The 24,890-nt window shown below is 59.7% G+C and carries 23 protein-coding genes and 1 pseudogene; 7 read left to right on the plus strand and 17 right to left on the minus strand.

The window, feature by feature from the left end; translation table 11 throughout:
* Window positions 1-64 precede the first annotated feature (64 nt).
* Window positions 65-289, plus strand: coding sequence for a sulfurtransferase TusA family protein (locus H3L91_RS01255; protein WP_007341590.1), 225 nt, complete (start codon window positions 65-67; stop codon window positions 287-289).
* A gap of 125 nt (window positions 290-414) precedes the next feature.
* On the opposite strand, the gene H3L91_RS01260 is transcribed toward H3L91_RS01255, so the two are convergent.
* The 3 genes from H3L91_RS01260 to dusB all read right to left on the minus strand — a co-directional run bounded on the left by H3L91_RS01260 (window position 415) and on the right by dusB (window position 2,503).
* Window positions 415-903, minus strand: coding sequence for a hypothetical protein (locus H3L91_RS01260; RefSeq protein ID WP_040658540.1), 489 nt, complete (start codon window positions 901-903; stop codon window positions 415-417).
* Between the two features lie 267 nt (window positions 904-1,170).
* A complete protein-coding gene (locus H3L91_RS01265) occupies window positions 1,171-1,410 on the minus strand; it encodes a Fis family transcriptional regulator (RefSeq protein WP_007341592.1) in 240 nt (79 codons plus the stop codon).
* Between the two features lie 94 nt (window positions 1,411-1,504).
* Window positions 1,505-2,503 carry a tRNA dihydrouridine synthase DusB gene (dusB, locus tag H3L91_RS01270; protein ID WP_007341593.1) on the minus strand — a complete coding sequence of 333 codons (999 nt, stop codon included), beginning with the start codon at window positions 2,501-2,503 and terminating at the stop codon, window positions 1,505-1,507.
* A gap of 144 nt (window positions 2,504-2,647) precedes the next feature.
* Between dusB and rnhB the strand changes: the two genes are divergently transcribed.
* Together rnhB and rlmH are read left to right on the plus strand one after the other, a co-directional pair.
* Window positions 2,648-3,244 carry a ribonuclease HII gene (rnhB, locus tag H3L91_RS01275; RefSeq protein ID WP_007341594.1) on the plus strand — a complete coding sequence of 199 codons (597 nt, stop codon included), beginning with the start codon at window positions 2,648-2,650 and terminating at the stop codon, window positions 3,242-3,244.
* A 328-nt stretch (window positions 3,245-3,572) separates the two neighbouring features.
* Window positions 3,573-4,043 (plus strand): 23S rRNA (pseudouridine(1915)-N(3))-methyltransferase RlmH, encoded by a 471-nt coding sequence (gene rlmH, locus H3L91_RS01280; RefSeq protein WP_007341596.1) that lies wholly within the window; start codon window positions 3,573-3,575, stop codon window positions 4,041-4,043.
* 318 nt (window positions 4,044-4,361) lie between these two features.
* Here rlmH and H3L91_RS01285 read toward each other — a convergent pair whose 3' ends face one another.
* The 10 genes from H3L91_RS01285 to fabI all read right to left on the minus strand — a co-directional run bounded on the left by H3L91_RS01285 (window position 4,362) and on the right by fabI (window position 13,146).
* Window positions 4,362-4,877, minus strand: coding sequence for a hypothetical protein (locus H3L91_RS01285; protein WP_049256021.1), 516 nt, complete (start codon window positions 4,875-4,877; stop codon window positions 4,362-4,364).
* 90 nt (window positions 4,878-4,967) lie between these two features.
* Window positions 4,968-5,534 (minus strand): hypothetical protein, encoded by a 567-nt coding sequence (locus tag H3L91_RS01290; RefSeq protein ID WP_007341598.1) that lies wholly within the window; start codon window positions 5,532-5,534, stop codon window positions 4,968-4,970.
* Between the two features lie 150 nt (window positions 5,535-5,684).
* A complete protein-coding gene (locus H3L91_RS01295) occupies window positions 5,685-7,109 on the minus strand; it encodes a tetratricopeptide repeat protein (RefSeq protein ID WP_007341599.1) in 1,425 nt (474 codons plus the stop codon).
* A gap of 183 nt (window positions 7,110-7,292) precedes the next feature.
* Window positions 7,293-7,754, minus strand: a complete 462-nt coding sequence (locus tag H3L91_RS01300; RefSeq protein WP_182109849.1) for an Imm53 family immunity protein — start codon at window positions 7,752-7,754, stop codon at window positions 7,293-7,295.
* A gap of 3 nt (window positions 7,755-7,757) precedes the next feature.
* The gene (locus tag H3L91_RS01305) at window positions 7,758-8,438 is read right to left on the minus strand and encodes an IS1595 family transposase (protein ID WP_007343968.1); all 681 of its coding nucleotides are present in this window, start codon (window positions 8,436-8,438) and stop codon (window positions 7,758-7,760) included.
* Window positions 8,435-8,839, minus strand: coding sequence for a hypothetical protein (locus H3L91_RS01310; protein ID WP_182109851.1), 405 nt, complete (start codon window positions 8,837-8,839; stop codon window positions 8,435-8,437). Before H3L91_RS01310 ends, H3L91_RS01305 begins: the two co-directional genes overlap by 4 nt.
* A complete protein-coding gene (locus tag H3L91_RS01315) occupies window positions 8,836-10,293 on the minus strand; it encodes a MafB family polymorphic toxin (RefSeq protein WP_007341602.1) in 1,458 nt (485 codons plus the stop codon). Before H3L91_RS01315 ends, H3L91_RS01310 begins: the two co-directional genes overlap by 4 nt.
* Window positions 10,290-11,264 (minus strand): hypothetical protein, encoded by a 975-nt coding sequence (locus H3L91_RS01320; RefSeq protein WP_007341603.1) that lies wholly within the window; start codon window positions 11,262-11,264, stop codon window positions 10,290-10,292. Before H3L91_RS01320 ends, H3L91_RS01315 begins: the two co-directional genes overlap by 4 nt.
* 180 nt (window positions 11,265-11,444) lie before the next feature.
* The gene (kdsA, locus tag H3L91_RS01325; RefSeq protein ID WP_007341604.1) at window positions 11,445-12,287 is read right to left on the minus strand and encodes a 3-deoxy-8-phosphooctulonate synthase; all 843 of its coding nucleotides are present in this window, start codon (window positions 12,285-12,287) and stop codon (window positions 11,445-11,447) included.
* 76 nt (window positions 12,288-12,363) lie between these two features.
* Entirely contained in the window at window positions 12,364-13,146 is a 783-nt protein-coding gene (fabI, locus tag H3L91_RS01330; protein WP_007341605.1) for an enoyl-ACP reductase FabI, read from the minus strand.
* Between the two features lie 198 nt (window positions 13,147-13,344).
* On the opposite strand from fabI, the gene H3L91_RS01335 reads away from it, so the two are divergent.
* The 4 genes from H3L91_RS01335 (at window position 13,345) to H3L91_RS01350 (ending at window position 19,808) form a co-directional block, all read left to right on the plus strand.
* Window positions 13,345-15,132 carry an extracellular solute-binding protein gene (locus H3L91_RS01335; RefSeq protein WP_007341606.1) on the plus strand — a complete coding sequence of 596 codons (1,788 nt, stop codon included), beginning with the start codon at window positions 13,345-13,347 and terminating at the stop codon, window positions 15,130-15,132.
* Window positions 15,133-15,302: 170 nt separating this feature from the next.
* Complete coding sequence (locus tag H3L91_RS01340) at window positions 15,303-15,602, plus strand: DUF2818 family protein (RefSeq protein WP_007341608.1); 300 nt, start codon at window positions 15,303-15,305, stop codon at window positions 15,600-15,602.
* A 508-nt stretch (window positions 15,603-16,110) separates the two neighbouring features.
* The gene (locus H3L91_RS01345; protein WP_007341611.1) at window positions 16,111-18,282 is read left to right on the plus strand and encodes a TonB-dependent siderophore receptor; all 2,172 of its coding nucleotides are present in this window, start codon (window positions 16,111-16,113) and stop codon (window positions 18,280-18,282) included.
* A 314-nt stretch (window positions 18,283-18,596) separates the two neighbouring features.
* A complete protein-coding gene (locus H3L91_RS01350; RefSeq protein WP_007341612.1) occupies window positions 18,597-19,808 on the plus strand; it encodes an esterase-like activity of phytase family protein in 1,212 nt (403 codons plus the stop codon).
* Between the two features lie 215 nt (window positions 19,809-20,023).
* On the opposite strand, the pseudogene H3L91_RS01355 reads toward H3L91_RS01350, so the two are convergent.
* From H3L91_RS01355 to brnQ, 4 genes and pseudogenes are all read right to left on the minus strand, one after another.
* Window positions 20,024-20,182, minus strand: a pseudogene (locus H3L91_RS01355) (His/Gly/Thr/Pro-type tRNA ligase C-terminal domain-containing protein); the annotation flags it as partial.
* Between the two features lie 146 nt (window positions 20,183-20,328).
* Window positions 20,329-20,991, minus strand: a complete 663-nt coding sequence (locus tag H3L91_RS01360; protein WP_007341614.1) for a hypothetical protein — start codon at window positions 20,989-20,991, stop codon at window positions 20,329-20,331.
* A gap of 63 nt (window positions 20,992-21,054) precedes the next feature.
* Window positions 21,055-22,770 carry a proline--tRNA ligase gene (locus H3L91_RS01365; protein WP_007341615.1) on the minus strand — a complete coding sequence of 572 codons (1,716 nt, stop codon included), beginning with the start codon at window positions 22,768-22,770 and terminating at the stop codon, window positions 21,055-21,057.
* Window positions 22,771-23,219: 449 nt separating this feature from the next.
* Window positions 23,220-24,632 carry a branched-chain amino acid transport system II carrier protein gene (gene brnQ, locus H3L91_RS01370; protein ID WP_007341617.1) on the minus strand — a complete coding sequence of 471 codons (1,413 nt, stop codon included), beginning with the start codon at window positions 24,630-24,632 and terminating at the stop codon, window positions 23,220-23,222.
* Between the last annotated feature and the right edge of the window lie 258 nt (window positions 24,633-24,890).

The following is a 24,890-nucleotide window of genomic DNA, read 5'->3' on the forward strand; positions in this document are numbered from 1 at the left end:
TGGAAAATGCGGCGGATTGTAGCATTGGAGCGTATAATCCGCCGCTTTTTCAGGAGGGTATGGCATGGCTCTGCATGTGTTGGACGTGAAGGGGCTCAAATGCCCGCTGCCGATTTTGCGGGCGAAGAAGGCTTTGGCGGCTTTGGAAGGCGGGGAGGAGTTGGAGGTGCTGGCGACGGACGCGGGCGCGCCTGACGATTTCGCGGCCTTCTGCCGCCAGACGGGGCATGTGCTTGTGTTGTCGGAGGAGGCGGACGGGGTGTTCCGGCTGGTGTTGCGGCACAAGTGAGGCCGTCTGTGGCGTGCAGGTCGGGCATAAATGCCCGGCCTGCGATTCTGCTCCGGCCGGCGGATAGATAATTGGTGAGGCCGTCTGAAACGCTGTTTTCAGACGGCCTCATCATTCGCGGCGCATCAGGCGTGATGCCATTCGTAAACCATTTTCACGTTTTTGCCTACGCGTTTGAACGTAATCACAAAATTCTCCACTTCCACGCAGTTGTCCACCTCCTGCGCCAGAATGCGCACTTGGTCGGGGCGGCGTGTAATATTCAGTTCCATTTTCGGGTCGGCGACGTCGTCCACCCATTTTCCGTCTACTTTCGTTTTGCTGCCGCAATCCCGTGTTCCACCCGAGGGCACCAGCAGTTTGGTGCTTTTCGCAGGCAGTTTGGCGGGCAGTTTCAGGTCGTGCAGATAGCTTTTTATGTGTTTGTTTTTTGTGTGGTACAGCGCGCGGTAGGCTTCGTCCAGACTTGCGCCTTTCACTTCGCAAACAGTGGTGTTCACCATGCCGCCCACGCCGGTTTGTTCGGGCGTGCAGGACACTTTGCCCGCCGCAGGCGCGGCAAAGGCGGCGGGGGCGCACAAGGCCAGCGCGCTTGTCAGCATCAGTTTTTTCATGTTTGTCATTCCGGTCAAAACGGCAAAATTGCCGCGCCTGTTATTATCTGTCTGCCTGCGCTCGCCAATCAAGTGTCATCCCGCAGACGGGTTTGTGTGTCGCCCAAGGCGACGCACGCGTTCCCTGCCGCACAACAAATCCGGTTTTCCCCAAAGCCCAAACTGCGTGCGCGGCTGCGCCACACACCCTACCTGAACGGCAGAGGCCGTCTGAAAATCTGTAAAACAGGTTTTCAGACGGCCTCTCTGATTTTGCGCGGGCGCGGGTTACAGCAGCCCGTGTTCGGTGAGTTTTTTGCGCAGGGTGTTGCGGTTGATGCCGAGCATGTCGGCGGCTTTGGACTGGTTGCCGCCGCATTGCGCCATCACCACTTCGAGCATGGGTTTTTCCACCTGGCGCAGCACCATGCCGTACACGTTGGCGGCGGGCTGGCCGTCGAGGGTGCGGAAGTAGAGGACGAGGTTTTGTTCGATGCAGTAGGCGATGTCGTAGGTTCGGTTCGGCATGGTGCGGGTACTCGCGTGGGGTTTCGGGCGCGGACGGGGCAGCCGTCATGCAGGGCGCATTGTAAGCAAAAACGGCGCGCTTTGTAAGCGTCGTTTAATTTTCGTTAGGCCAGTACGGCGTTTCGCAGGCGAGGTTTTCGAGGAAGGCGGCGGCCGCGTCGTACTGCGCCGCCGCGCTATCGAGGGTGTTGGCATGTTTGCGGAAGGCTTCGCCGCCTGCGAGCGGGGCGACATACCAGCCGATGTGTTTGCGGGCGATGCGCGCGCCGGCGGCTTCGCCGTAGAAGGCGTACATCGCTTCGAGGTGGCGCAGCATGGTGTCGGCGGCGGTTTGGAAGGGCAGGGGCGCGGGCGGCGTGCCGTGGCGCAAAAAGTGGCGGATTTGCGCGAACAGCCACGGCCGACCCTGCGCGGCGCGGCCGACCATCACGCCGTCCGCGCCAGTTTGGCGCAGCACCTCGGCGGCCTTCTGCGGACTCGTGATGTCGCCGTTTGCCCACACAGGGATGGCAACGCTTTGTTTTACCTCTGCAATCAGGTCGTAAGACGCGCTGCCTTTGTACATCTGCTCGCGGGTGCGGCCGTGCACGGCGATGGCGGCGATGCCCGCCTGCTCGGCGGTTTTGGCGATGGCGAGGATGTTTTTGCTGCCTTCGCAGTAGCCGAGGCGGGTTTTCAGGGTAACCGGCACGCCGGCTGCCGCCACCACGGCGCGCAGGATGTCGCCCACCAGTTTTTCGTTTTGCAACAAGGCACTGCCCGCCAGCACATTGCACACCTTCTTCACGGGGCAGCCCATATTGATGTCGATGATTTGCGCGCCCTGTTCCACGTTGTAACGCGCCGCTTCGGCCATTTTCTGCGGGTCGCTGCCCGCAATCTGCACCGCGCGTATGCCCGCTTCGCCGGCAAAATCGCTGCGGTGCAGGCTTTTTTTCGTCTGCCGCAGCGCGGGGTCGCTGTTGAGCATCTCGCTGACCGCATAGCCCGCGCCAAACTGCCGCGCCAGGGCGCGGAAGGGCTTGTCGGTAATCCCCGCCATCGGCGCGAGGGCGACGGGGGTGTCGATAATATGGTCTGCAATGGCGAACATGGCGGCGCGGCGGTAAAAAACGGGGCGCGATTATAGCGCAGAGGCCGTCTGAAAACGCGGCCGACATCTTTTCAGACGGCCTCTTGTCTTGACACCGCCGCGCCGCGCGTTATCCTTGCGCGTTTTTACAAACGGAGGCGCAACATGGAAACGCTTTTGTGCGCGGGCGTGGACGAAGCGGGGCGCGGCCCGCTGGCCGGCAGCGTGTTCGCCGCCGCCGTCATCCTGCCCGAGCATTACGATCTGCCCGGCCTGGCCGACTCGAAAAAACTCAGCGAGAAAAAACGCGACGCGCTGGCTGCGCAAATCAAAGCGCAGGCCGTGGCGTGGAGCGTGGCCGAAGCCGGCGTGGACGAAATCGCCCGCCTCAACATCCTGCACGCCGCCATGCTGGCCATGCGCCGCGCCGTCGAAAATCTGGCCGTGCCGCCGCAGCGCATCCTCATCGACGGCAACCGCATCCCCGACGGCCTGCCCGCCCCCGCCGAAGCCATCGTCAAAGGCGACGCCAAAATCCCCGCAATTTCCGCCGCCTCCATCCTGGCCAAAACCGCCCGCGACGCGCAAATGTACGCCCTGGCCGCGCGCCACCCGCAATACGGCTTCGAACGGCACAAAGGCTACGGCACGCCCGAACACCTCGCCGCCCTGCGCCGCCACGGCGCGCTGCCCGAACACCGGCGCGGCTTCGCCCCCGTGCGCGAAATACTGGCGCAGGGGCGGCTGTTCGGGGAGCTTTGAGGCCGTCCCCGCCTACGCGGGGATGACGTTTCTGAAAGCGCAGCTTCGGCGCAGCCCAAACACGCAGAACAGGTTTTTCAGACGGCCTCAAAGGCAGGGTGTGCCGCCCCGTTGCTGTTTTGCAGAGATGAAGCAACAGGCCGTCTGAAAGCGTGTTTTACGTTTTTCAGACGGCCTCCGACATAAGGTAGGGTGTGTCGCCCCAGCGGCGCACGCGTTCCCTGCTGCCCAACGAATCCCGAGTTTCTGCCAAGCCGCAAACGTGCGTTCGGAACGCCATCTCTGTGCGGGCGGCCGCGCTCTCCAACCCGTCCCGAAAGGAACACCCGTGAACATCACCGTCCTCGCCGTCGGCACGAAAATGCCGCGCTGGGTGGACGAAGCGGTGGGCGAATACGCCAAACGCTTCGGCCGCGACATCCGCTACGTCCTCAAAGAAATCAAACCCGAAAAACGCGGCGCGGGCGTGAACGCGGCGCAGGGCATGGCCGCCGAAGAAAAACGCATCCTCGAAGCCCTGCCCGACGATGTCTTCCTCATCGCCTTAGACGAGCGCGGCACGTCGCCCACCTCGCAGCAGCTCGCGCAGCATCTGGAACAATGGCAGCGCGACGGCCGCCACGTCTGCTTCCTCATCGGCGGCGCGGACGGCATGACCGACGCGCTCAAACGCCGCGCCAATCTGCTGATGCGCCTGTCCAGCCTCACCCTGCCGCACGGCATGGTGCGCGTGCTGCTCACCGAACAGCTCTACCGCGCCGCCGCCATCCTCAGCGGCCACCCCTACCACCGCGAATAGGCAAGAGGCCGTTTCCGCCAGTACTCCTGCGGAGCATAAACGCGGGGATGACGTTTCTGAAAGCGTGGCTTCGGCGTAGCCAAAACCCGTTTTCAGACGGCCTGTTTTCTATCTCTCGCAATACCGAACCGAAGGTAGGGTGTGTCGCCCCGAGGCGACGCACGCGTTTTATGGCCTGCAACCAATTCTGCGTTGCCCGTAAAACCGAAACCGTGTGCGTGGCTTGCGCCACACACCCTAACTTAACGGCGGAGGCCGTCTGAAAAAACAAAATCCGATTTTCAGACGGCCTTTTGCCCTACGGTGCGCGGGTTTTGTTTATGGCGGGGTTTGGCGGCCGTTTGTAAGGGTGTGCAGGCAGGCGCGGATTTGGCGGGCGAGGGGGCTGCGGGGCGGTTCGCGTTCGAGGCGGGTGTGCAGGGCGGCGGTGAGGGCGGGGCCGGCGGGGTAGCGGCGGCGCAGGGAGATGAGGGCGCGGGCGGCGTTGGCGCGCTTGTCTTGGGCGAGGGTGGCGAGCAGGTGGCGTTCGATGTGGGGGCGCGGGGGGAGGTGGGCGGCGGCTTGGGTGAGGGCGGCGGTAACGCGGGGGCGGGTGTCGAAGAGGCAGGGGGCGAGGCGGGCTTCGAGGGCGGCGAAGTCTGTTTCGTTCAGTGTGCCGTTTGCGAACAGTTGTCCGAGGGCGGTGAGGGCGGCGGCAAGGACGGTGGCTTGTTCGTTGCGCCGCAAGAGGGGGGTGAGGTGTGCGGCGGCGCGGGCGGCTTCGGGGCTGCCGGGGGCGGCGCGGGTTTGTCCGGCGGCGGCGGCTTGGGCGGCGCGGTCTTTGGTTTTTCCCATTGTGTTCCTTGTTGTTGTGGCCGGGCGGGGGCTGCCGGTGTTTTGGGGTTCGGTTTTTTGTTGTGTTTCGGCCGTGCCGAAGTTTTGTTTTCAGACGGCCTTTAATGCTAATGCGCGCAGTGTTTGTGCGAGTTCGGAGGGGAAGGGGAGGTCGGTTTTCCGGCTGCGTGCGATGTTGGCGAGGTGGCGGTTGAGGTGTTTTTCGAGGCGGCGGGTTTTGCCTAGGCGGATGCGGCAGCAGATTTTGATTTGTTCGAGGTTGAGGTCGCGCCAGTGTTGGTTTTGTGCGGCAAATTGTCCGTATGGGAGGGTTTTTGCGGTTTGGAGGCTGAGGCGGTATTTGCCCGCTTCAAAGGCGGCATAGGTGAGATGGGCGGCGGCGTAGGGGTCGGTCGGGTGCAGGGCGTGGGCTTTTTTGAAACGGCGCAGGGCTTTTTTGAGGTGTTTGTGTTTGCGGGTTTGGCCGTAGAGGAGGTAGTGGGCATAACCGGCAAGGTAGTGTGCGCGGCGGCAGTCGGGCAGGGTGAGGGCGCGGCGCAGGAGTTTGCGCTGTGTTTTGCCGGTGGTGAGTTCGGCAACTTCGAGTATCAGGGCAGGATTGCGGGTGTTGAGGACGCGGCAGGGGCGGTCGAGGTAGTCGAGGGGATTTTTTTCCATGTTGGCGCCGTTTGCGGATTGGGTTGTTCAGGCGGGTATGGGTTGGCTGCGTCGGTGGCTGCGCTGGGGCGGTGTTTTGGCTGCGCGGAAGCTGGGTTTTCAGACGGCCTGTTGTGCGGTGCGGGCGGGAGGCCGTCTGAAAAAGGGGCGTCAGTTGGTTTGCGCCTGCCATTGTTCGAGCATTTTGCGCAATTCTTCGGGGTGGTCGTGGCCGTTGTCGATGGCGGTTTGCAGCCATTTGCAGGCGACTTGGGTGTCTTGGGGGACGCCGGTGCCGGTGTAGCTGAGGCAGGCGAGGTTGTATTGGGCGGTGGTGTCGCCCTGCATGGCGGCCTGGGTGAACCAGCGGGCGGCTTGTTTGGGGTCGGCTTCGACGCCTTCGCCGTTGTAGTACATCATGCCGAGGTTGGTTTGGGCTTTGGGGTGGCCGTTGCGGGCAGCCATGGAGTAGTAGGCGAACGCGCTTTCAAAGTCTTGGGCGACGCCGATGCCGTAGTGCAGGGCGAAGCCGGATTGGTAGTTGCGTTCGAGGCTTTGTTGGAATTCGAGGGTTTCGCGGTTGTAGGCGGGGTTGTCGGCGTGGCTGCGGGAGTCGAGCATCAGCAGCCGCTGCATGGCGACGAGGCTGCCGTATTTGACGGCGTGTTCGTAGTATTGGCGGGCTTTTTCGATGTCGGCCTGGATGCCGAGGCCGTATTGGCGGATGTCGCCCAAAAGGCAGAGGGCTTCGGGGTGGTTGTGGCGGGCGGCTTTGGCGGCGAAGAGGGCGGCTTTTTTGTAGTCGCGCACGAGGTGCTCGCCGGTGAGGTATTGTTTGGCGAGGAAGGCGCAGGCGTTGTCGTCTTCTTGGCGGACGGCTTTGTTGAGCCATTTGATGCCTTCGGCGGGGTCGGCGGGGAGGTGTTTGCCTTCGAGCAGGAGTTTGCCGAGCTCGGCTTGGGCGGCGGGGATGTCGGCTTGGGCGGCGATGCGCAGGTGGTAGAGTGCCTGGGTGTGGTTTTTGGGCACGCCCTGGCCGTAGAGGAATTGGTTGGCGAGCTGCCAGTGGGCGGAGACGATGCCTTGGGCGGCGGCCTGCTGGTAGAGGGCGTGGGCGGCGGGGAGGTTGGGGGCGGTGCTGTGCTGGTAGTGGCGGGCGAGGCAGATTTGCGCCTGGGGGTGGTGTTTGGCGGCGGCCTGGCGGGCCCAGTAGACGGCGCGGTCGTCGTTTTTTTCGGCGTAGTAGTGCATGACGCGCACTTGGGCTTCGGTGTGGCCTTCTTCGGCGAGGGCGAGGTAGGCGGGGAGGACGGTTTCGATGCCGACGCCGTTGTCTTCGCGCAGGAGGGCGAGGTTGTAGCGGGCGGTGGTGTGGCCGGCTTCGGCGGCTTTGCGCAGCCAGTAGGTGGCTTGGACGCGGTTGGGGTCGGTGCCCATGCCGTACTGCATGCAGCCGCCGAGCTGGAATGCGGCTTCGGCGTGGCCGGCTTCGGCGGCGGCCTCTAAGAGGGGGAGGGCGGCGGCGTAGTCGGGCGGCATGGCGGTGAGGTGCTGGCGTGCCTGTTGGAAGAGTGTTTCGGCGTTTTCGGTCGTCATGGGCGGCGGTTTTTGTCGTTATCGGACTTGTGCTTGTCGGGCACGGTCAAGTGGCGGATTTTAACGGATAAACGCCGTTTGTGCCATCAATAAACCGTTCGGCATATGCAAAAGGCCGTCTGAAAAAACCCGAATGCCGCCTTGAACTGTATCTGTCGCGTGACGAAAAATTCTACTCAGTGTTTAATCAATGGCGGCACCTTCATCTCTGATGTATTTTCCCTTTGTAATCCAGTTATATGAAATATCTAGGACTTTAGAAAAACTGCTGCCGCTGCATGCGGCAAACAGCCTGGTGGCTTCGGGACGGAGCGGTTCGTGTTCCGTTTTTACGGCATACCAGTCTTGATCAGAGCAGTTGCGGGTAAGGATAAAATCTGCCCGATTACTTTTCCCGAAGGCATCTTCATCATCAATCGAAAGTTTCCAGCCGGGAATTTTGATGGTTGAAAAACTTATGCCGTTTCCATGTTCCCAACATCCATCGCATTGCCTGACATACCATTTGTTCATTGCGCCGAGATAATCAAATCCGCCCTGTTTCTTTACGGACAGCCCGAGCCACCCCGCAGCCGCGTGCAATAGGCAAAACAGATTGTTTCCGCCTATCCCGCAGGCCGAATAAAAAAGGAGCTTAGGAAGCAAAAATCATTTCAAAGGATCTTTTCGCAACATTTTCAGCAGCACTTTGTACAAATCATCATGCCTGTGATTAAAGCGGAATTCGGTTTCTTTCAAGTGCAGGTAAAACGTATGTCGTGCTACGCCGTGAAATTGTATCAGACGGTGTTTTGCATCACTCCAAAACGACTCGATACCGTTGATATGCCGCGCTCCGCGGGCAAATTCATTCTGCCCGTGACGCACCCTGAAATGCTTTGCAAAACCCATATCAACCAAGCCGTGATAACCACGCCGGCCATCAGTATTGATGACACTCCCAACAGAAATGTGCCCGCGTATTACCTTTTGCAGTGTGGCTTTGGACGCATCAGGAACGATTTCCGTATAGACCTTGCCGCCCCGTTTGAGTACGCCGGAAACGATGGTTTTGCCACCGGCACCGCGCCCGCGTTTACCACGGATGCGCTTTGCGCCAAAGTAAGATCCGTCAAGTTCCACAACGCCGTCAAAAGGGGTTTGCCGCTCGCTTTCGACAGCCAAACGCCGGCGCAATTTCAGAAAGGGCGTGTTGATGCTTCGGACGCTGATACCGGTTAGCCCGGCAGTATCGGAGGCGGTCAAATCCAAAGCAAACAGCCGCAGGATTTGACGAAATTGCGGTTCGGAAATTTTGCTGAACTTTTGATACTTGTTTTTTAATTTCATTTCAGAAGCTTATCACTGTTTTTGGTGATTTTGCTTCCTAAACCCCTTATTTTTATATAAGGATCTGAATTAATCTCTATAAAACGTTCATGATTAATGATCCTGCTAAGGAGTTCAATTATCATTAATTTATATATTGAATCTGTATAGCTATCAGATTGTAAATAATATATTTTTTTTATATTTACTTTTTTTCTTGTATTTTTTTGCATATGAATAACTCCTTCATATACCTGTTTTTTAATATTATTTTTAGTAATGGAAGGATTGGTGCTATTTAAATCCAAAGGTAGGAATTCTATCTCGCACGGTTTATCAGATAAAGCCAATGCTAAATAATTATCTGAATTTCCAGTGTTTCTTATGGCGATATACTTAATACCATCATGTAAAAAAATCATTTTTTTCCTTCCCATGGATTACCCGTCCATTTTTTTTCTGCTGCTTCATGTGCAGCAGAATATCCAGAGTCATGTTTTTTCTCATACCATCTCTCCGCAATTTCATGTTTCATCCAAGTAGTATCTTCTTTAGTAAAGTTACCTTGTTCCAATCTCTTCCAGGCTTGTGCTTGATTAATATCACTATCAAATCTTGCTCTAATAGGAGGGATTCCATAGTCTACATATTTATCCAATAAATGCTCATTATAAAATACATGATCCTTTATTTTTTGAATGTTTTGCACTTTATATCCCGTGTTTTTTGCAATGTCATAGATATCTTTTGTATTGTTTCTAATTTCTTCATATAACTCATCGGCAGATGAGGAGTTACTACCTCCTCCTGTTTGTTTGTATCTATCATTATTTTCTTGTTCCCATCTCCCCTTTGCCGCATCAGCAAAATCACTACTTGCCGGTTTTTTCGTACTGAATCCGTATTTGGCCGCGTTGCGCAGGGCGAAACTTTCGGCGGCCGCGTCAAATACTTCGGCAATATTCGGATATTCCCGTGCCAGCTGCCGCGCCTTCGCATAGCCGCTTTGGGCGGCAAAGGCGGCATCGGCATAATTTTCAACGGCATGCAGGGCGGATTCGCGCGGCAGGCGGGAAAGCCCTTCATTGATATACTGGTCGGCTGCGCCTGCGGCGATTTCTTTGCCTTTGCCGACAAAGGCGGGAAGCCCCAATCCTTCAAATCCGGTGGCGAAGAAGTTGGTAATGCCCGCCCCGATCATGCCGCGCACAAGCTCTCCTGCATTACCCGCCATATTCAGCTTGGGATTGACCGGCACCATCAGTTCGTGGTTTTCCCGCATTCTGCGCATGTAATTGTCTGTTGCGCTGCGGTTGGCTTCCTGCCAGCGTTCGGAGAACGGGCGTTCGTCGATGGCGGGCGGCCTGATGCGGGTAATCGAGCCTTTCACATGGTAGCTGTAAATATCGCGCGCGCCTTTGGGCTTGGGATAGCCGCCGCCCTGCGGGCCGTCGTAGCCGTCGGCGGGGTGGACTTCCGAGCCTGTCCATTCGATGCGGTAAACGCCGAAGCCGTCGCTGAGGTCGGGCGCATCTTGGAATTTGCTGCGGCTGTCGTGCTGGTGAAAAGGCGCGTGTTCTTCATATCCGTGGTTGGAAAACCGGGTTTCGTAATGGACGACGCCTTCATACTGGGCTCTGCCAACATTTAAGGCCGAATGGTATGCGGGGGTTAATGTGTTGAGGCGGTTTTTGACGCTGCCGCGCGCACTGCCGAACAGATGGTATTTGCCGCCCGGCTCAAAGTCGCGGGCTTTGATGTCCTGTTGCAGCCGCATCATGTCTGCCAGCGGATCGGCTAAGGCACCGGGCAGGATACCGAGAAAAAGGGTGGCGGCAATCAGCAGTGTTTGCAGTTTGTACAGGACTTGTTTCATTTTTTATTCCCCTGTGCGTTTCTGCGCCGGTTGATGATGTCGTTGCCGACGGGCGTTTCGTTTTCTTCTTGTGCATTTTTGCCGCGTTCAAAGCCGCCGTATTCTTTTTCAGACGGCCTTTGTATTTCGCCGCCGTAAGGGCGGATGCCGGCAAAACCGATCATCAGGCCGTCGGCAGGTTTAACGGTTTTGACGGTTTTGAACGGACCTGTCCACAGGGCGTAGTTTTCGCGGTATTCGCTTTCGTAGGAGCTGGTTGTCGGGGCAATCAGCAGTTTTCTGCTGTTGCGGTCAACGGCGAAATATTCGAGTTTGGTTTGCGCTTTGAGGCTTTCGGCGTTGTAGAGGTGCAGTTCGGTGCGGCTGCGGATGGTGCCGAAGACATCGACGGTAACGAATACGTCGGTATCGGCGTAGGCACTCGGAACAATTTCCACGCCGCGCAGATAGAAGACGGTTTGGATCAGGTTGTCGAGAAAGGCGGTATCGCGCGGGTTGGCGGTGAGGGTTTCGTTGCGGTATTCGCCGAGGCCGTTGACGGCAATGCCTGCCGAACGGCTGTTGCCGATGCCGCGTGTTTGGCTGCGCGAGCTTGCGGGAGCGTTGAGGACGGAGACGGCATCCGTCTGCCCGGTGAGGCCGGAAGATGCGGTGGTGGTGGAAGTGCGGACGGTGGGGTAGGCGTAGTCGCTGATGTTTTCGGGAGCGGCGGTGTATTCTCCGCGTATCAGCGCACTGAGGGAATAGCGTCCGCCGCTGATTGTGCCCGAACCCTGATCGCCCATGACGGAAATATAGATGGCGGCTTTGCGTCCCTGCAAGGCGGACAGATCCATGTTTTTCACTGCCGCACGTGCGGAGGCGGCGACGAGTTCCTGCTCGACGGCAAACCGTTTGCCGCCGCCGTGGGCGGGAATGCCGGTAAGCGTGCCGCAGGCAGAAAGTAGCAGGGCGAGGGCGGCTGCAAACAAGAAATTAAAGCGTATATTTTTTTTGTTTTATTTGGTTGATTATTGGTTAAAAATTGTTTTCCCTTTCAGGGCGGCGAATTTTATCTTATGACCGATGGGTTGACAAATAATAAGAGAGGCCGTCTGAAAACCAGTTTTACCGGTTTTCAGACGGCCTTTTGCGTGGTTTTTGCCTCGTGTTTATGCGATTTCGAGCGGGGGGAAGGATTTGACCAGGTCGTCCACGGCTTTGACGCGGGTGAGGAAGGGTTCGAGTTTGTCCAGGGGCAGTGCGCTGGGGCCGTCGCATTTGGCGCGGTCGGGGTCGGGGTGGGCTTCGAGGAAGAGGCCGGCGAGGCCGGCGGCCATGCCGGAAAGGGCGAGTTCGAGGGCTTGGGCGCGGCGGCCGCCGGAGGCGGCGGAGCCGGCGGTGCGGGTTTGCAGGGCGTGGGTTACGTCGAAGATGACAGGGGTGCCGGGGTTGTCTTTTTTCATGACGCCGAAGCCGAGCATGTCGACGACGAGGTTGTCGTAGCCGAAGCTGCTGCCGCGCTCGCACAGGATGATTTGTCCGTTGCCCGCTTCTTTGAATTTTTCGACGATGTTTTTCATCTGCGAGGGGCTGAGGAACTGGGGTTTTTTGACGTTGATGACGCGGCCGGTGGCGGCCATGGCCTGCACGAGGTCGGTTTGGCGGGCGAGGAAGGCGGGCAGTTGCAGGACGTCGCACACTTGGGCGGCGGGGGCGCACTGGTGGGGTTCGTGCACGTCGGTGATGACGGGCACGCCGAATTCGCGTTTGACGGCGGCGAGGATTTCCATGCCTTTTTCGAGGCCGACGCCGCGATAAGAGTGGACGGAGGAGCGGTTGGCTTTGTCGAAGGAGGCTTTAAAGACGTAGGGGATGCCGAGTTTGCGGGTGGTTGCGACGTATTTTTCGCAGGCGGCGAGGGTGGAGTCGAGGTCTTCGATGACGTTGATGCCGCCGAAGAGGACGAAGGGGGCGTTGTTGGCGACGGTGATGCCGCTGATGCTGACGGTCATGGCGGTTTCCTTGAATACAGGTTCTAAGGTGAAAAAAAACGGCGCGGGACGTTGCCTGCGCCGCTGTTTGGGCGGGTTACACCACGGAGAGGGCGTTGATGCTGTATCCGCCGTCGACGTAGGTGATTTCGCCGGTGATGCCGGAGGCGAGGTCGGAGAGCAGGAAGGCGGCGGCGTTGCCCACTTCTTCGATGGTTACGTTGCGGCCGAGGGGGTTTTGGTCGGCGACGTGTTTGAGCAGTTTGCCGAAGTCGGCGATGCCGGAGGCGGCGAGGGTTTTGATGGGACCGGCGGAGATGCCGTTGCAGCGGATGCCGTCGCGGCCGACGGAGGCGGCGGTGAAGCGTATGGCGGCTTCGAGGCTGGCTTTGGCCAGACCCATCACGTTGTAGTTGGGCACGGCGCGCACCGCGCCCAGGTAGGTGAGGGCGACGACGGCGGCATTGCGGCCTTTCATCATCGGGCGGGCGGCCTTCACCAGCGCGGGCAGGCTGTAGGCCGACACGTCGTGAGCGGTTTGGAAGGCTTCGCGGCTGATGCTGTCGAGAAAGTCGCCCGCGAGGGCTTCTTTGGGGGCGAAGGCGATGGCGTGGACGAGGCCGTCGAGGCCGTCCCAGGATTTGCCGAGGTCGGCAAACAGCGCGTCGATTTCGCCGTCGCTTTGCACGTCGCAGCGGAATACCAAATCCGAGCCGAGTTCGGCGGCCATTTTGCGCACGCGCTCTTCGAGTTTGTCCACCACATAGGTGAAGGCCAGCTCCGCGCCCTGTTCGCGGCAGGCGCGGGCGATGCCGTAGGCGATGGAGCGTTCGGAAATCATGCCGGTGATGAGGATTTTTTTGCCTTGCAGAAAGCCCATTTGCTTGTCCTTTATATGCGTTTGGTTGGCCGGATAAAACGGGCGCGATTATAGCCGAGTTTGCACGGGCGCGTCGGCGGTTTTCAGACGGCCTTATTTTCAGACGGCCTCAAAAGACGGGCGGCAAAAGCGGTTAAAATGCCGCCTTCTTTTTAATGAGGCCGTCTGAAAACCCATGAGGCCGTCTGAAAACCCGCCATGAACGCCCTGCCTGCCTTTGCCGCCGCCCTTTTGTTTGCCGCCGCGCCCGCCTGCGCCGATTACGCGCTGGGCTTGGGGCAGAAGCCGCTGTATCCCGCCGGTTTCACCCATTTCGCCTACGCCGACCCCGCCGCGCCCAAGGGCGGCACCTTTGCCATGCCGCTGCCCGGCAGCTTCGACACGCTCAACCCGTTCACGCTCAAAGGCACGCCCGAATCCGGCGTTTCCCTGCTCACGCTCGACACGCTGATGGCCGAAGGCGGCGACGACCCCTTCGCCATGTACGGCCTGATTGCCCGCGACGCCGCCGTCGCCCCCGACGGTCTTTCCGTAACCTTCACTCTCAACCCCGCCGCCCGCTTCCACAACGGCGACCCCGTGCTGGCCGCCGATGCCGCCGAATCCTTCCGCCTGCTCACCCGCGACGCCGCCGCCTCCCCGATGTGGAAACTGTATTGGGCGGATGTGGCTGCCGTGGAAACCCCCGCGCCGCGCACCCTGGTTTTCCGTTTCAAACGCAAAAACGCCGAACTGCCCCTCATCCTCGGCCAGCTCCCCGTGTTCTCGCGCAAAAGCTACCCGCAGGGGCTGGAAAAAGGCGGCGGCCAAGCCCCGATCGGCTCGGGCCCCTATCGTTTGGCCAAAACCGAATCCGGCCGCCTCGCCGTGTTCTCGCGCGACAAAAACTACTGGGCGCAAAACCTGCCCGCGCGGCGCGGCATGTACAACTTCGACACCGTGCGCCTGCACTATGTGCGCGACAATGCCGTGCTGGCCGAAGGCGTGAAGGCCGGCCGCTACGACTTCTCGCAGGAAACCTCCGCCCGCGCCTGGGCGCGCGCCTACCCCGAGGCCGCCCTGCAAAAACGCGGCCTGGCCAAAGCCGAGCTGCCCCACAGCAACACCGCCGGCATGCAGGGCTTCGTGATGAACCAACGCCGCGCCGCCCTCGCCGACATCCGCGTGCGCCGCGCCCTCATCCTCAGCTTCGACTTTGAAAACGTCAACAGCCGCATGATGTACAACGCCTACCGCCGCAGCCCCAGCTTCTTCACCAACAGCCCGATGGCCGCCGCCGGCCTGCCCGACGCCGCCGAAACCGCCCTGCTCGCCCCGCTGAAACAACACCTGCCCGAAGCAGTGTTCACCCAACCCGCCCCCGTTCCGCCCAAAAGCGACCCCGTCCTCGGCATCCGCCCCAACCTGATCGCCGCCCGCGCCCTGCTGCTGCAAGCGGGCTACCGCTACCGCAACGGCGTGCTTACCAACGCCAAAGGCGAGCCGCTGGTGTTGGAATTCCTCATCGGCAACAAACTCTTCGAGCGCGTCATCGCCAAATGGCAGCGCGACCTCGCCAAAATCGGCATCACCCTCAACGCCCGCACCGTCGATGCCTCCGTGTACCAAAAACGCCTCGACAACTTCGATTTCGACCTCACCACCGCCGTGTACGGCCAAAGCCAAAGCCCCGGCAACGAACAGGCCGGTTATTTCTCCTGCGCCGCCGCCAAAACCCCCGGCAGCCGCAACCTCGCCGGCCTGTGCCATCCTGCCGTGGAAGCCCTGCTCCCCCGCTTCGGCCGCACCGCCGACCGCGCCGAACTCACCACCGCCGCCCGCGCCCTCGACCGCGTGCTGCGCCACCAGTACATCATCGTCCCCAACTGGTACACCGACCGCCACCGCGTCATCCGCCGCGCCGCCCTCGGCGTTCCCGCCCGCCCGCCCAAGTATTACACCCCCGCCGCCTGGGCGTTGCAGACCTGGTGGGCAAAGGTAAAATAGGCCGTCTGAAAAGGCCGAATGCTGTTTTTCAGACGGCCTGCACAATCAAAAAGGCCGTCTGAAAACGCGTTTCCCCTGCCCGCGCAAATGCTTGTTTTATCCTCATCCGCCGTAAAACGCGGCCTCGGCGCAGCCGCAACACACATACCCGAAACACACACGGACACCCCATGACCGCCCCCATGTACACCCTGCTCGCCCTTGCCTTCCTGCTGGCCAACCTCCCCTTCCTCACCCCCCGCCTGTTCGGCCTCAAACTCCTGCCGCGCAAACACGCCGGCCACCACCTGCTCGAACTGGCCGCCGCCTACGCCCTCACCGCCGCCCTGGCCTATCTGCTCGAAAGCCGCACCGGCCCCGTCCACCCGCAGGGCTGGGAGTTTTACGCCGTAACCGTCTGCCTCTTCGCCGTCGCTGCCTTCCCCGGCTTCGTTTGGCGTTACTTCTGGAAAGACCGCGACAAACAGTAAACCCGCCACGCCATACGGCAAGAGGCCGTCTGAAAAGCGGAGCTTCGGCGCAGCCAAAACGCACAGCCTTTCAGACGGCCTCTTGCCGCTGCGTAGGGTGTGTGGCGCAAGCCACGCACGCGGATACGGCTGTTTATTGCAAAAAGGCCGTCTGAAAGCGCAGCTTCAACGAAGTTAAAACAGGGTTTCGGCGCAGCCAAAAACAAAACCCGTTTTTCAGACGGCCTCTTGCCACTGTGTAGGCTGTATGGCGCAAGCCACGCACGCGGTCTCTGTTTTCTGCCAAGCGGCCGCCTGCAATCCTTGCAAAACCTCGGACACTTCCAAACGCCGTCATTCCCGCCTGCACGGGAATGACGGCGCTTTTTTGTGTTTGGCGACGCAACGCCTCCACACCACGCAGTTTTGCCGCCTGTTTCCTGTTACGTTATACGCCTTGACAGTTTGCGTTCTTTTGATAAAATTTTTCCGTTTTTACATTATCACGCAAAATCTTTAAGGAACTGTCATGCCCGCAAACCGCCCGTCCCACCTTGCGCAGGCCGTATCCGCCGCACTGCTCCTGCTGCCCGCCCTCGCCGCCGCCGAAACCCCCGCCGCCCCCGTTGAAAGCGGCGAAGTGGCCGACGTTTATGTGCGCGAAACCGCCAAGCAGCACACGCGCAACTACACCGTGCCCGCCTCTTCCGCCGCCACCGGCATGAAGCTCACCCAGCGCGAAACACCGCAGTCCCTCTCCGTCATCACCGAAAAACAGATAGCCGACCAAAGCCTGGAAACCTTGCAGGAGGTGCTCAAACAAGTGCCGGGCGTGTATCACAGCAAAATGGGCAACAACGCCACCGGCGACAGCCAGTTTGCTGCGCGCGGCGGCGCAATCGACAGCATCACGGTAGACGGCAAATCCAAATTCCTCTATGAAAGCAAAGCCATCCGCCGCGCCACCAACAATCTCGACAGCGCGTTATACGAAGAAGTGGCCGTGATACGCGGCGCAAGCGGCCTCGCCAACGGCGGCTGGGGCGAACCCTCCGGCACGATCGCGCTCACCCGCAAAAAGCCGCACGCCAAAGCCGAAACCACCATTGAAGCCGACATTGGCTCGTGGAAACACTACCGCCTGATGCTCGATGCCAACGCGCCCCTGAACGCCGCCAAAACCCTGCGCGGCCGCGCCGTGTTTGTCGGCGACCACGGCGGCGACTACCTGCCCCACACCTCGCGCCACAACCACACGCTCTACGGCATCCTCGCCTACGACCCCGCCCCGAACACCCAAATCAGCGCGGGCGCGGAAATCCACACCGACCGCAACAGGGGCAGCTCGCGTTTCGGCTTCCTCACCATCGCCGGCGACGAATACGACGGCTTCAAACCCTTTAACGCCGACCCGCGCAAAAACTCCTCCGCCCGCTGGGCATACGGCCGCGAAAACTCCGCCGAACTGTTCGCCTCGCTGCGCCACGAATTCGGCAACGGCTGGACGCTCAAAGGCGATTACAGCTACATCCGCAACAAAAGCGAAATGCTCTCCGGCATCGCCGGCACCTACGAAATCGCCTCCGACTTTTCCAGCGTCGTCAGCGCCGATTTCGACAAAGGCCGTCTGAAAGAACACAATTTCTCGCTCAAACTCGACGGCCAATACCCGCTGTTCGGCCGCAACCACGACTTTGCAGGCGGCATCAGCTATCTCAACAGCAAAGACACCCCCTCGTATTACACCGAGCCCGAAGTGCCCGTGCCCGATCTGCGCCTGTTTGACGGCAATGTCGCCAAACCCGACATTGCCTACCGCCGCGACGGCCTCGAACACAGCCGCAACCTTTCCGTTTTCGCCTCCACCCGCTTCAAACTCACCGGCAAATGGTCGCTGATTGCGGGCGGCCGCTGGACCGACTGGAAATACCGCTACATCACCAGCCGCAGCCGCTTCGTCGATACCAAACGCGGCAAAACCATCTTCGTGCCCTACCTCGCCGCAACCTACGACTTCACCCCCAACCTCACCGCCTACGCCAGCTACACCACCGTGTTCCGTCCGCAGGTGCGCTACCTCTCCGCCTCGGGCGACGCGCTCGACCCCCTCGAAGGCAAAACCTACGAGGCCGGCCTCAAAGGCGCGTGGTTTGAAGGCCGTCTGAACGCCGCCCTCTCGGTCTACCAAAACCGCCGCGACAACCTCGGCATCTATGCCGGACGCCTGCGCAACGGCGAAAGCTACTACCGCGCCACCGACCACACCAAAAACACCGGCGGCGAAATCTCCCTCAGCGGCCGCCTCACCGACCGCTGGCTGATCAACACCTCCTACGCCCGCTCCAAAACCAAAGACAGCCAGGGCAGGCAAATCAAAGCCTCCTACCCCGTGCACCTGTTCAAACTCTTCACCAGCTACGACCTAAGCGACCGCCTCACCCTCGGCGGCAACCTCAACTGGCAGAGTGCGATCACCGACGCCCTCAACCGCCCCGAAGTAAGCGAACCCGACGCCATAGCCGCCCTCACCCAGCGCGCCTACGCCACCGTCGATCTGATGGCCAAATACCGCGTCGGCAAAAGCACCACCGTATCGCTCTACGCCGAAAACATCGGCAACAAATACTACAAAACCATGCCCGACATCCACGTCTACGGCACCCCGCGCAGCTACACCCTCTCGCTGCGGCATACCTTTTAAACCCACGGTTTGAAAACAAAAAAGGCCGTCTGAAAACCGGAATATCGGTTTTCAGACGGCCTCCGGCATGAGCCGCGCCCCAGGCAATGCCCGAACCATACGCAGGGTGTGCTGCCCCGAGGCGGCGCACGCGTTCCCTGTTCCGCACCAAATGCCCGCGTATCCCGCCAACCCGCAACCGCATGCGCGGCTTTTCCCGTTTAAAGCACGCCCGATTTCAGTCTGTCTAGCTTTGCCCCTTTCTCCCTTAATGAAAAATGAATTAAAATATCACCCCCTTAGCAAATCTTGTTTCAAATTAACAAAGGAAAATCATGAAACAAACAATTCTGGCTGCCCTTGCCAGCCTGCTCCTCGCCCACCAAGCCCTTGCCGAAACCCTGCCCATGCCTGTAGAAAAGCTGGGCGAGGTGCAGGGCGTGCCGTTTTACAAAGGCTACGGCTCATCCATTGATGCCGACCCGCAAAACCCCAACCGTTTCTACGGCTTAACCGACCGCGGCCCCAATGCCGACGGCGGTGAAGATGTCAAAATCTTCCTGCTGCCGCATTTCACGCCCAGCATCGGGCATTTTGAAATCCAAGCCAATGGCAAAATTAAAAAACTGCGCGACATCCCGCTGAGAGACGCCCACGGCAAACCGCTCACCGGCCTGCCCAACCCCGCAGGCTACGGCACATCCAAAGAAACCGTAGTGGATGCAAACCACCAGCTTTTGCAGCGCGACAAAACCGGCATCGACAGCGAAGGGCTGGCGGTGATGCGCGACGGCACATTCTGGGTGTCCGACGAATACGGCCCGCACATCGTACATTTTGACCGCAACGGCATCGAGCTGGAACGCATGAGCCCGCGCGGCGTGCACACCACCGGCCGCCGCCTGCCTGCGATGCTCGGGCATCTGCGCCCCAATCGCGGCATGGAAGGCATCACCACCACGCCGAGCAACCGCGTGCTGGTGGGCATCATGCAGTCCGCGCTGTACAACCCGAGCAAGCAGGCGGTGGTAAATAAATCGGTAACGCGCATTTTGATGTTTGACCTGGCAACGGGCAAAACCAAACAATATCTGTATCAGCAAGGCGGCGATTTTTGGAAAAACTCCGAAATCCGCGCCATCGACGAGCACCGCTTTTTGGTGGACGAACACAACGGCAAAGACGTGAAACACGTTTACCTGATTGATTTGAACGGCGCAACCGACGTGTCCGACCCCGCCGACAGCGCAACCGGCTTGAAAGTAAACGGCAAAGCCATCGAAGAAAATTCATGGGAAGAACTCGCCGCCGCAGGCATCAAACCCGTGCGCAAAACGCTGGTGAGCGACGTGAAAAAAGACGTGGACTTCCAGTCGTCCAAATTTGAAGGCATGTGGGTTGCCGACGGCGGCAAAACGCTGTGGATCATCAACGATGACGATTTCGGCATCGATTCCAAAGACGACCACACCATCGTTCCCAAACGCCTGCCCAACGGCCAAACCGACGCCACACGCCTGTACCGCATTCCGCTGAACATCAAATAAGGACGTGCAGGGTACACCGTACCGGCGGAACAAAGCAGCCTGAAAACCGGCATTTCGGTTTTCAGGCTGCTTTTGCTTTGACTAGACTTTATATAGCGGATACAGATCAAAAGTATCTGATGTAGGCCGGGCTTCAGCCCGGCAAAATATCGGATAAATAGTGAGTTAGCCGGGCTGAAGCCCGGCCTACGATGGGTATCTTTTATTTTGTTCGACTATAACGCCGCCGGCACTTTCGCCGCCGCCTCTTCCACCGCCACGCTTTGCGCTTGGCTGTCGGTGCGGCGGGCGTATTCGACTTTGCCCTCTTTCAGGCTGCGGTCGCCAATCACGATGTGGTGCGGGATGCCGAGCAGCTCGGAATCGGCCGGCAGCATGTCCGCGCCAAATGCCCGTGCCCCCGCAACCGCGTGCGCGGCTTGCGCATACACCCTACACAGCGGCAGAGGCCGTCTGAAAGCGGAGCTTCAACAAAGTTAAAACGCAGTTTCGGCGCAGCCAAAAACCGTTTTGCCGTTTTTCAGACGGCCTCATCGTGTTTGGCGGCGGGGTGGGTGGCGCGGCTGCGGATGACTTTGGCCAGCGCGTAGGCGGTGTCGCATTGGCGGGTGAAGGGATAGCTCGGGGTAATGAGCAGCAGATCCAGGCAGGTTTCGGCGGTGATGATGCGGTTGGAGCCGTAGCGGCGCGCGTCGTGTTCGATATACAGGAAAAGTTCCAGCAGTGATCCCTCGCCGCTCCTATAACAAAGTACTTTTGCATTGCAGATGTGTTCCCAGCGTAAAAAACGCTTGCCGCTGGTCAGGGTGTCGAAGCGGATGCCGTCGTCTTCGAGGCGGATGAATTCGCGCCGTTTTCGGGTGTATTGCCAGACGGGATCGAAATACAGGATCAGCAGCGACAGGCCGCCGCAGGAAAAGGTGAAAACGAGCAGTACCAGTGTCGAAACAATGTTCAAATCGCTGCCCCCGCCGCCGCTGAACACGATGCGGGAGTCGGGATATTTGACAAAGAACGTAATGTCAATAAGGAATCTTGACAGGCAGAGCATGCAAACCAGCATGCAGATATAAAACCATATCGGGATGTGGTCGGAGAACGCCCATTCGCGCACTTCGGCGGGATCGGGCGGGGGATGGCTGCGTAGCAGCTTCGGTTGCGATTCCGGCGTGGGTTCGGTCATCAACGGAACGCCTGTTATGTTTAGGCCGTCTGAAAAACGTGTTTTTCAGACGGCCTGTTTGTTTTACGCCCGCAAAGCCGCCAATACTTTCGCTGCCGCTTCTTCCACCGCCACGCTTTGCGCCTCGCTGTCGGTGCGGCGGGCGTATTCGACTTTGCCCTCTTTCAGGCCGCGGTCGCCGATCACAATGCGGTGCGGGATGCCGAGCAGTTCGGAGTCGGCCAGCAGCACGCCGGCGCGTTCGTCGCGGTCGTCCAGCAGCACGTCCGCGCCGGCAGCGCAGAGTTCGGCGTAAATTTTGTCGGCGGCTTCGCGCACGGCGTCGGATTTTTTGTAGTTCATCGGCACGATGACGGCTTGGAAGGGTGCCATCGCGTCGGTCCAGATGATGCCGCGCCCGTCGTTGTTCTGCTCGATGGCGGCGGCGACGATGCGGGTGATGCCGATGCCGTAGCAGCCCATTTCCATGATTTGCGACTTGCCGTTGCTGTCCAAAAACGCGGCGTTCATGGCGGCGGAGTATTTGTCGCGCAGTTGGAACACGTGGCCGACTTCGATGCCGCGCGCCAGTTTCAGGCTGCCTTTGCCGCACGGGCTGGGGTCGCCCTCAACCACGTTGCGCAAATCGGCAAATTCGGGCTCGGCGGCGTCGCGGCCGAAGTTGAAACCGGTGTAGTGCCAGCCGTTGTCGTTGGCACCGATCACCCAGTCCGCGCCTTTTTCGACGGCGAAATCGGCGTAAACCTTGCCTTTAAAGCCGACCGGGCCGAGCGAGCCGCCGTCCGCGCCGAATTGGGCGCGGATAAGTTCGGGCGCGGCGAAGGTGAGCGGGGCTTTTACGCCCGCGAGCTTTTCGGCTTTGATGTCGTTGAACTCGTGGTCGCCGCGCAGCAGCAGCAGCACGATTTCGCCCTCGTTTTCGCCCTCGACCACGATGGATTTCAGCGTCTGCTCGACGGGAATGTTCAAAAACCGCACCAGCGATTCGATGGTTTTCACATTCGGGGTGGACACTTTTTCCAACGCTTTTTCAGACGGCCTCCTCTCGCCCTGCAAGCGCAGGGTCTGCGCCAGCTCGATATTGGCGGCGTAGTCGGATGCGTCGCTGTATGCGATGACGTCTTCGCCGCTCTCGGCCAGCACTTGGAACTCGTGCGAACCCGTGCCGCCGATGCTGCCGGTGTCGGCGGCCACGGGGCGGTAGTTCAGGCCGAGTCGGTCGAAGATGCGGCAGTAGGCGTCGTACATGGGCTGGTAGCCGTCGCGCACCAGCGATTCGTAGTCGGCGTGGAAGGAGTAGGCGTCTTTCATCACAAATTCGCGCGCGCGCATCACGCCGAAACGCGGGCGCACTTCGTCGCGGAATTTGGTTTGGATGTGGTAGAAGTTTTTGGGAAGCTGCTTGTAGCTGGTGATTTCTTTGCGCACGATGTCGGTAATGACTTCTTCGCAGGTCGGCCCCATGCAGAAATCGCGCTCGTGGCGGTCTTTCAGGCGCAAGAGTTCCTTGCCGTAAAACTCCCAGCGGCCGGATTCCTGCCACAATTCGGCGGGCTGGACGACGGGCATCAGCAGCTCGACGCTGCCCGCGCGTTCCATCTCTTCGCGCACCACGCGCTCGACTTTGCGCAACACGCGCAAGCCCATCGGCATCCAGGTGTAGAGGCCGGAGGCGTTGGCTTTGATGAGACCCGCGCGGATCATCAGCTTGTGGCTGGCCAGCGCGGCTTCGGCGGGAGCTTCTTTGAGGGTGGAGATGAAGAATCGGGAGGCTTTCATAGTGGCGGTCTCTCTTTTGTTGTGGGATTTGTTAAGAAATGATGGCAGATTGTAGCGTGAAACGGCGGATTTTGGCGGGCGTTTTCCACCCTTATTTGCGGCCGTCTGAAAATTTTCTGCCGCGTTTTTGCGGCGGCGGCGCGGGCGGGAAACGGGTCTGTCAAGCGGGTTTTATGCACATTTTTCCACCGCTTTGTTTTGCTTGGCAATTTGCTTTTTTCAGACGGCCTCTGATGCGGGTTTTGCTTTATCTGTTTGATTTTAAATGTTTTATAGTTTGTATGTTTTTTGGGCAGGGCGGCTCGGGCGGTTGCGGGCAAAGGGTTTTTGCCGCTTGCCCATAGTTTGCCCACAGACTTATCCACAGATTTTGTGGGTAAGCGCGGCGCAATGGAAAGAGGCCGTCTGAAAACGCCGAAGCTGCGCTTTCAGACGGCCTCTGCGCCTGTTCAGACGGCCTGTTTCTTCACAAAGATTTTCGCCAGCACCAGCCCGATGAGGAAACCGGCGGCGGCGGGCAGCATCCAGCCCAAGCCCTGCGGGTAGAGCGGCAGCGCGCCGGTGAGGTAGGCGTCGGCCTGCATAATCCAGTCGTCTTTGGACTGCTCCAACATGCCGTGCAGAGTGCGCCAGCCGTCGATGATGGCGACGGGGGCGGTGCCGAGCATGGTGGCGGCGTACACGATGCGCCGAGAGCCGAAGAATTTATCCAAAAAGGCCAGGATAATCAGCACCATCGTCAGCGGGTACAGCAGCATCAGCGCGGGCACGGAGAATTTCACGATGCCGGTGAGGCCGACATTGGCAAAGGCCAGCGAAACCAGGGTGAAGATGATGATCCAGTTGCGGTAGGACACCTGCGGAATCAGGCGGGCGAAGTATTCGCCGCAGGAGGTAATCAGGCCGACGGAGGTGGAGAGGCAGGCCAGCAGCACAATCACCGCCAAGAGGATGTTGCCCGGCGCGCCGAAATAGAAATTCGCCGCTTTGGCCAGCACCACCGCGCCGTTTTCCTGCATGCCGATTTGGCCGACGCTGCTCGCGCCCATGTAGGCGACAAAGGCGTACACCAGCGCGAGGAAGGTGATGGCGACGATGCCGGCGCGGGAGGTGAGGTAGAGCACCTCTTCTTTTTTCTCGTAGCCCATGCCGCGCACCGCGTCAATCACGATGATGGCGAACACCAGCGAGGCGAGCGCGTCCATCGTGCCGTAGCCCGCAATCAGCCCCTTCACCATCGGGGTTGCGGCGTATTCGGCCGAGGGCGGCTGCAAGGGAGCCATCGGGAAAATCGCGGCGTACACCACCAAAACGGCGATGGACAGCAGCAGCGCGGGGGTGAGCACCTTGCCCACGCGGTCCACCAGCTTGCCGGGCGACACCGACAGCCAGTAGCTCACGGCGAAAAACAGTGTGGCAAAGCCCGCCAGCCATGCCTGCAATTCGGAAATCTGATATTTCCCCAACGAAAACAGAATGTTGGTCGAACGCGCTTTCAGTTGCGCATCGTCGCCCAAAAAGGGCTGGATGGCGATGTCGAAGGCAACCGTGGCATTGCGCGGCGACACAAACAGGGGGCCGATGGCCAGATACAGCACCACGGCAAACACAATGCCGTACCACTTGGCCACGCGTCCGGCCAGGTCCTGCACGTCGTGCGAATTGGAGTAGGCAATCGCCAGCACGCCCATCAGCGGCAGCCCCACGCCGGTAATCAGAAAGCCCAGCGTGGCGGGCAGGATGGCCGAACCGGCGTTCTGCCCCATCGTGGGCGGGTAAATCAGGTTGCCCGAGCCGAAAAACAGCGCGAACAGCATCAGGCCGGTGGCCAGAAAGGCCGATTTTTTGGTGTTTGAGGTCATGATTCAGATACCTGTTTGAAACAAGAAGGCCGCCCTCGGGCGGTGTGTGCGGGGCAATATAGCAGATTCCGCCTGCAAAGTGAGGGTTTTTATCAAGTTATGTGAGTTTGTGTTACTAAAGGGGCGGGATGGGGCAGAAGCCGTCTGAAAGCGCAGCTTCGGCGCAGCCAAAAGCGTATTTTGATTTTTCAGACGGCCTATATTGTTGGGGTAGGGTGTGTGGCGTAAGCCACGCACGCGGTTTGGGTTTGGGAGGAG

The organism is Neisseria bacilliformis (genome assembly GCF_014055025.1).
GTDB classification, from domain to species: Bacteria; Pseudomonadota; Gammaproteobacteria; order Burkholderiales; family Neisseriaceae; genus Neisseria; species Neisseria bacilliformis.

What these genes read in the sequence shown, in the direction of transcription:
- H3L91_RS01340 (WP_007341608.1), top strand. Translation starts at nt 15,303, where the DNA reads ATGACCGCCCCCATGTACACCCTGCTCGCCCTTGCCTTCCTGCTGGCC.
- fabI (WP_007341605.1), bottom strand. Translation starts at nt 13,146, where the DNA reads ATGGGCTTTCTGCAAGGCAAAAAAATCCTCATCACCGGCATGATTTCC.
- H3L91_RS01295 (WP_007341599.1), bottom strand. Translation starts at nt 7,109, where the DNA reads ATGACGACCGAAAACGCCGAAACACTCTTCCAACAGGCACGCCAGCAC.
- H3L91_RS01285 (WP_049256021.1), bottom strand. Translation starts at nt 4,877, where the DNA reads ATGGGAAAAACCAAAGACCGCGCCGCCCAAGCCGCCGCCGCCGGACAA.
- H3L91_RS01255 (WP_007341590.1), top strand. Translation starts at nt 65, where the DNA reads ATGGCTCTGCATGTGTTGGACGTGAAGGGGCTCAAATGCCCGCTGCCG.
- H3L91_RS01260 (WP_040658540.1), bottom strand. Translation starts at nt 903, where the DNA reads ATGAAAAAACTGATGCTGACAAGCGCGCTGGCCTTGTGCGCCCCCGCC.
- H3L91_RS01310 (WP_182109851.1), bottom strand. Translation starts at nt 8,839, where the DNA reads ATGATTTTTTTACATGATGGTATTAAGTATATCGCCATAAGAAACACT.
- rnhB (WP_007341594.1), top strand. Translation starts at nt 2,648, where the DNA reads ATGGAAACGCTTTTGTGCGCGGGCGTGGACGAAGCGGGGCGCGGCCCG.
- H3L91_RS01365 (WP_007341615.1), bottom strand. Translation starts at nt 22,770, where the DNA reads ATGAAAGCCTCCCGATTCTTCATCTCCACCCTCAAAGAAGCTCCCGCC.
- H3L91_RS01315 (WP_007341602.1), bottom strand. Translation starts at nt 10,293, where the DNA reads ATGAAACAAGTCCTGTACAAACTGCAAACACTGCTGATTGCCGCCACC.
- H3L91_RS01350 (WP_007341612.1), top strand. Translation starts at nt 18,597, where the DNA reads ATGAAACAAACAATTCTGGCTGCCCTTGCCAGCCTGCTCCTCGCCCAC.
- H3L91_RS01360 (WP_007341614.1), bottom strand. Translation starts at nt 20,991, where the DNA reads ATGACCGAACCCACGCCGGAATCGCAACCGAAGCTGCTACGCAGCCAT.
- brnQ (WP_007341617.1), bottom strand. Translation starts at nt 24,632, where the DNA reads ATGACCTCAAACACCAAAAAATCGGCCTTTCTGGCCACCGGCCTGATG.
- kdsA (WP_007341604.1), bottom strand. Translation starts at nt 12,287, where the DNA reads ATGACCGTCAGCATCAGCGGCATCACCGTCGCCAACAACGCCCCCTTC.
- H3L91_RS01265 (WP_007341592.1), bottom strand. Translation starts at nt 1,410, where the DNA reads ATGCCGAACCGAACCTACGACATCGCCTACTGCATCGAACAAAACCTC.
- H3L91_RS01305 (WP_007343968.1), bottom strand. Translation starts at nt 8,438, where the DNA reads ATGAAATTAAAAAACAAGTATCAAAAGTTCAGCAAAATTTCCGAACCG.
- H3L91_RS01345 (WP_007341611.1), top strand. Translation starts at nt 16,111, where the DNA reads ATGCCCGCAAACCGCCCGTCCCACCTTGCGCAGGCCGTATCCGCCGCA.
- dusB (WP_007341593.1), bottom strand. Translation starts at nt 2,503, where the DNA reads ATGTTCGCCATTGCAGACCATATTATCGACACCCCCGTCGCCCTCGCG.
- H3L91_RS01290 (WP_007341598.1), bottom strand. Translation starts at nt 5,534, where the DNA reads ATGGAAAAAAATCCCCTCGACTACCTCGACCGCCCCTGCCGCGTCCTC.
- H3L91_RS01335 (WP_007341606.1), top strand. Translation starts at nt 13,345, where the DNA reads ATGAACGCCCTGCCTGCCTTTGCCGCCGCCCTTTTGTTTGCCGCCGCG.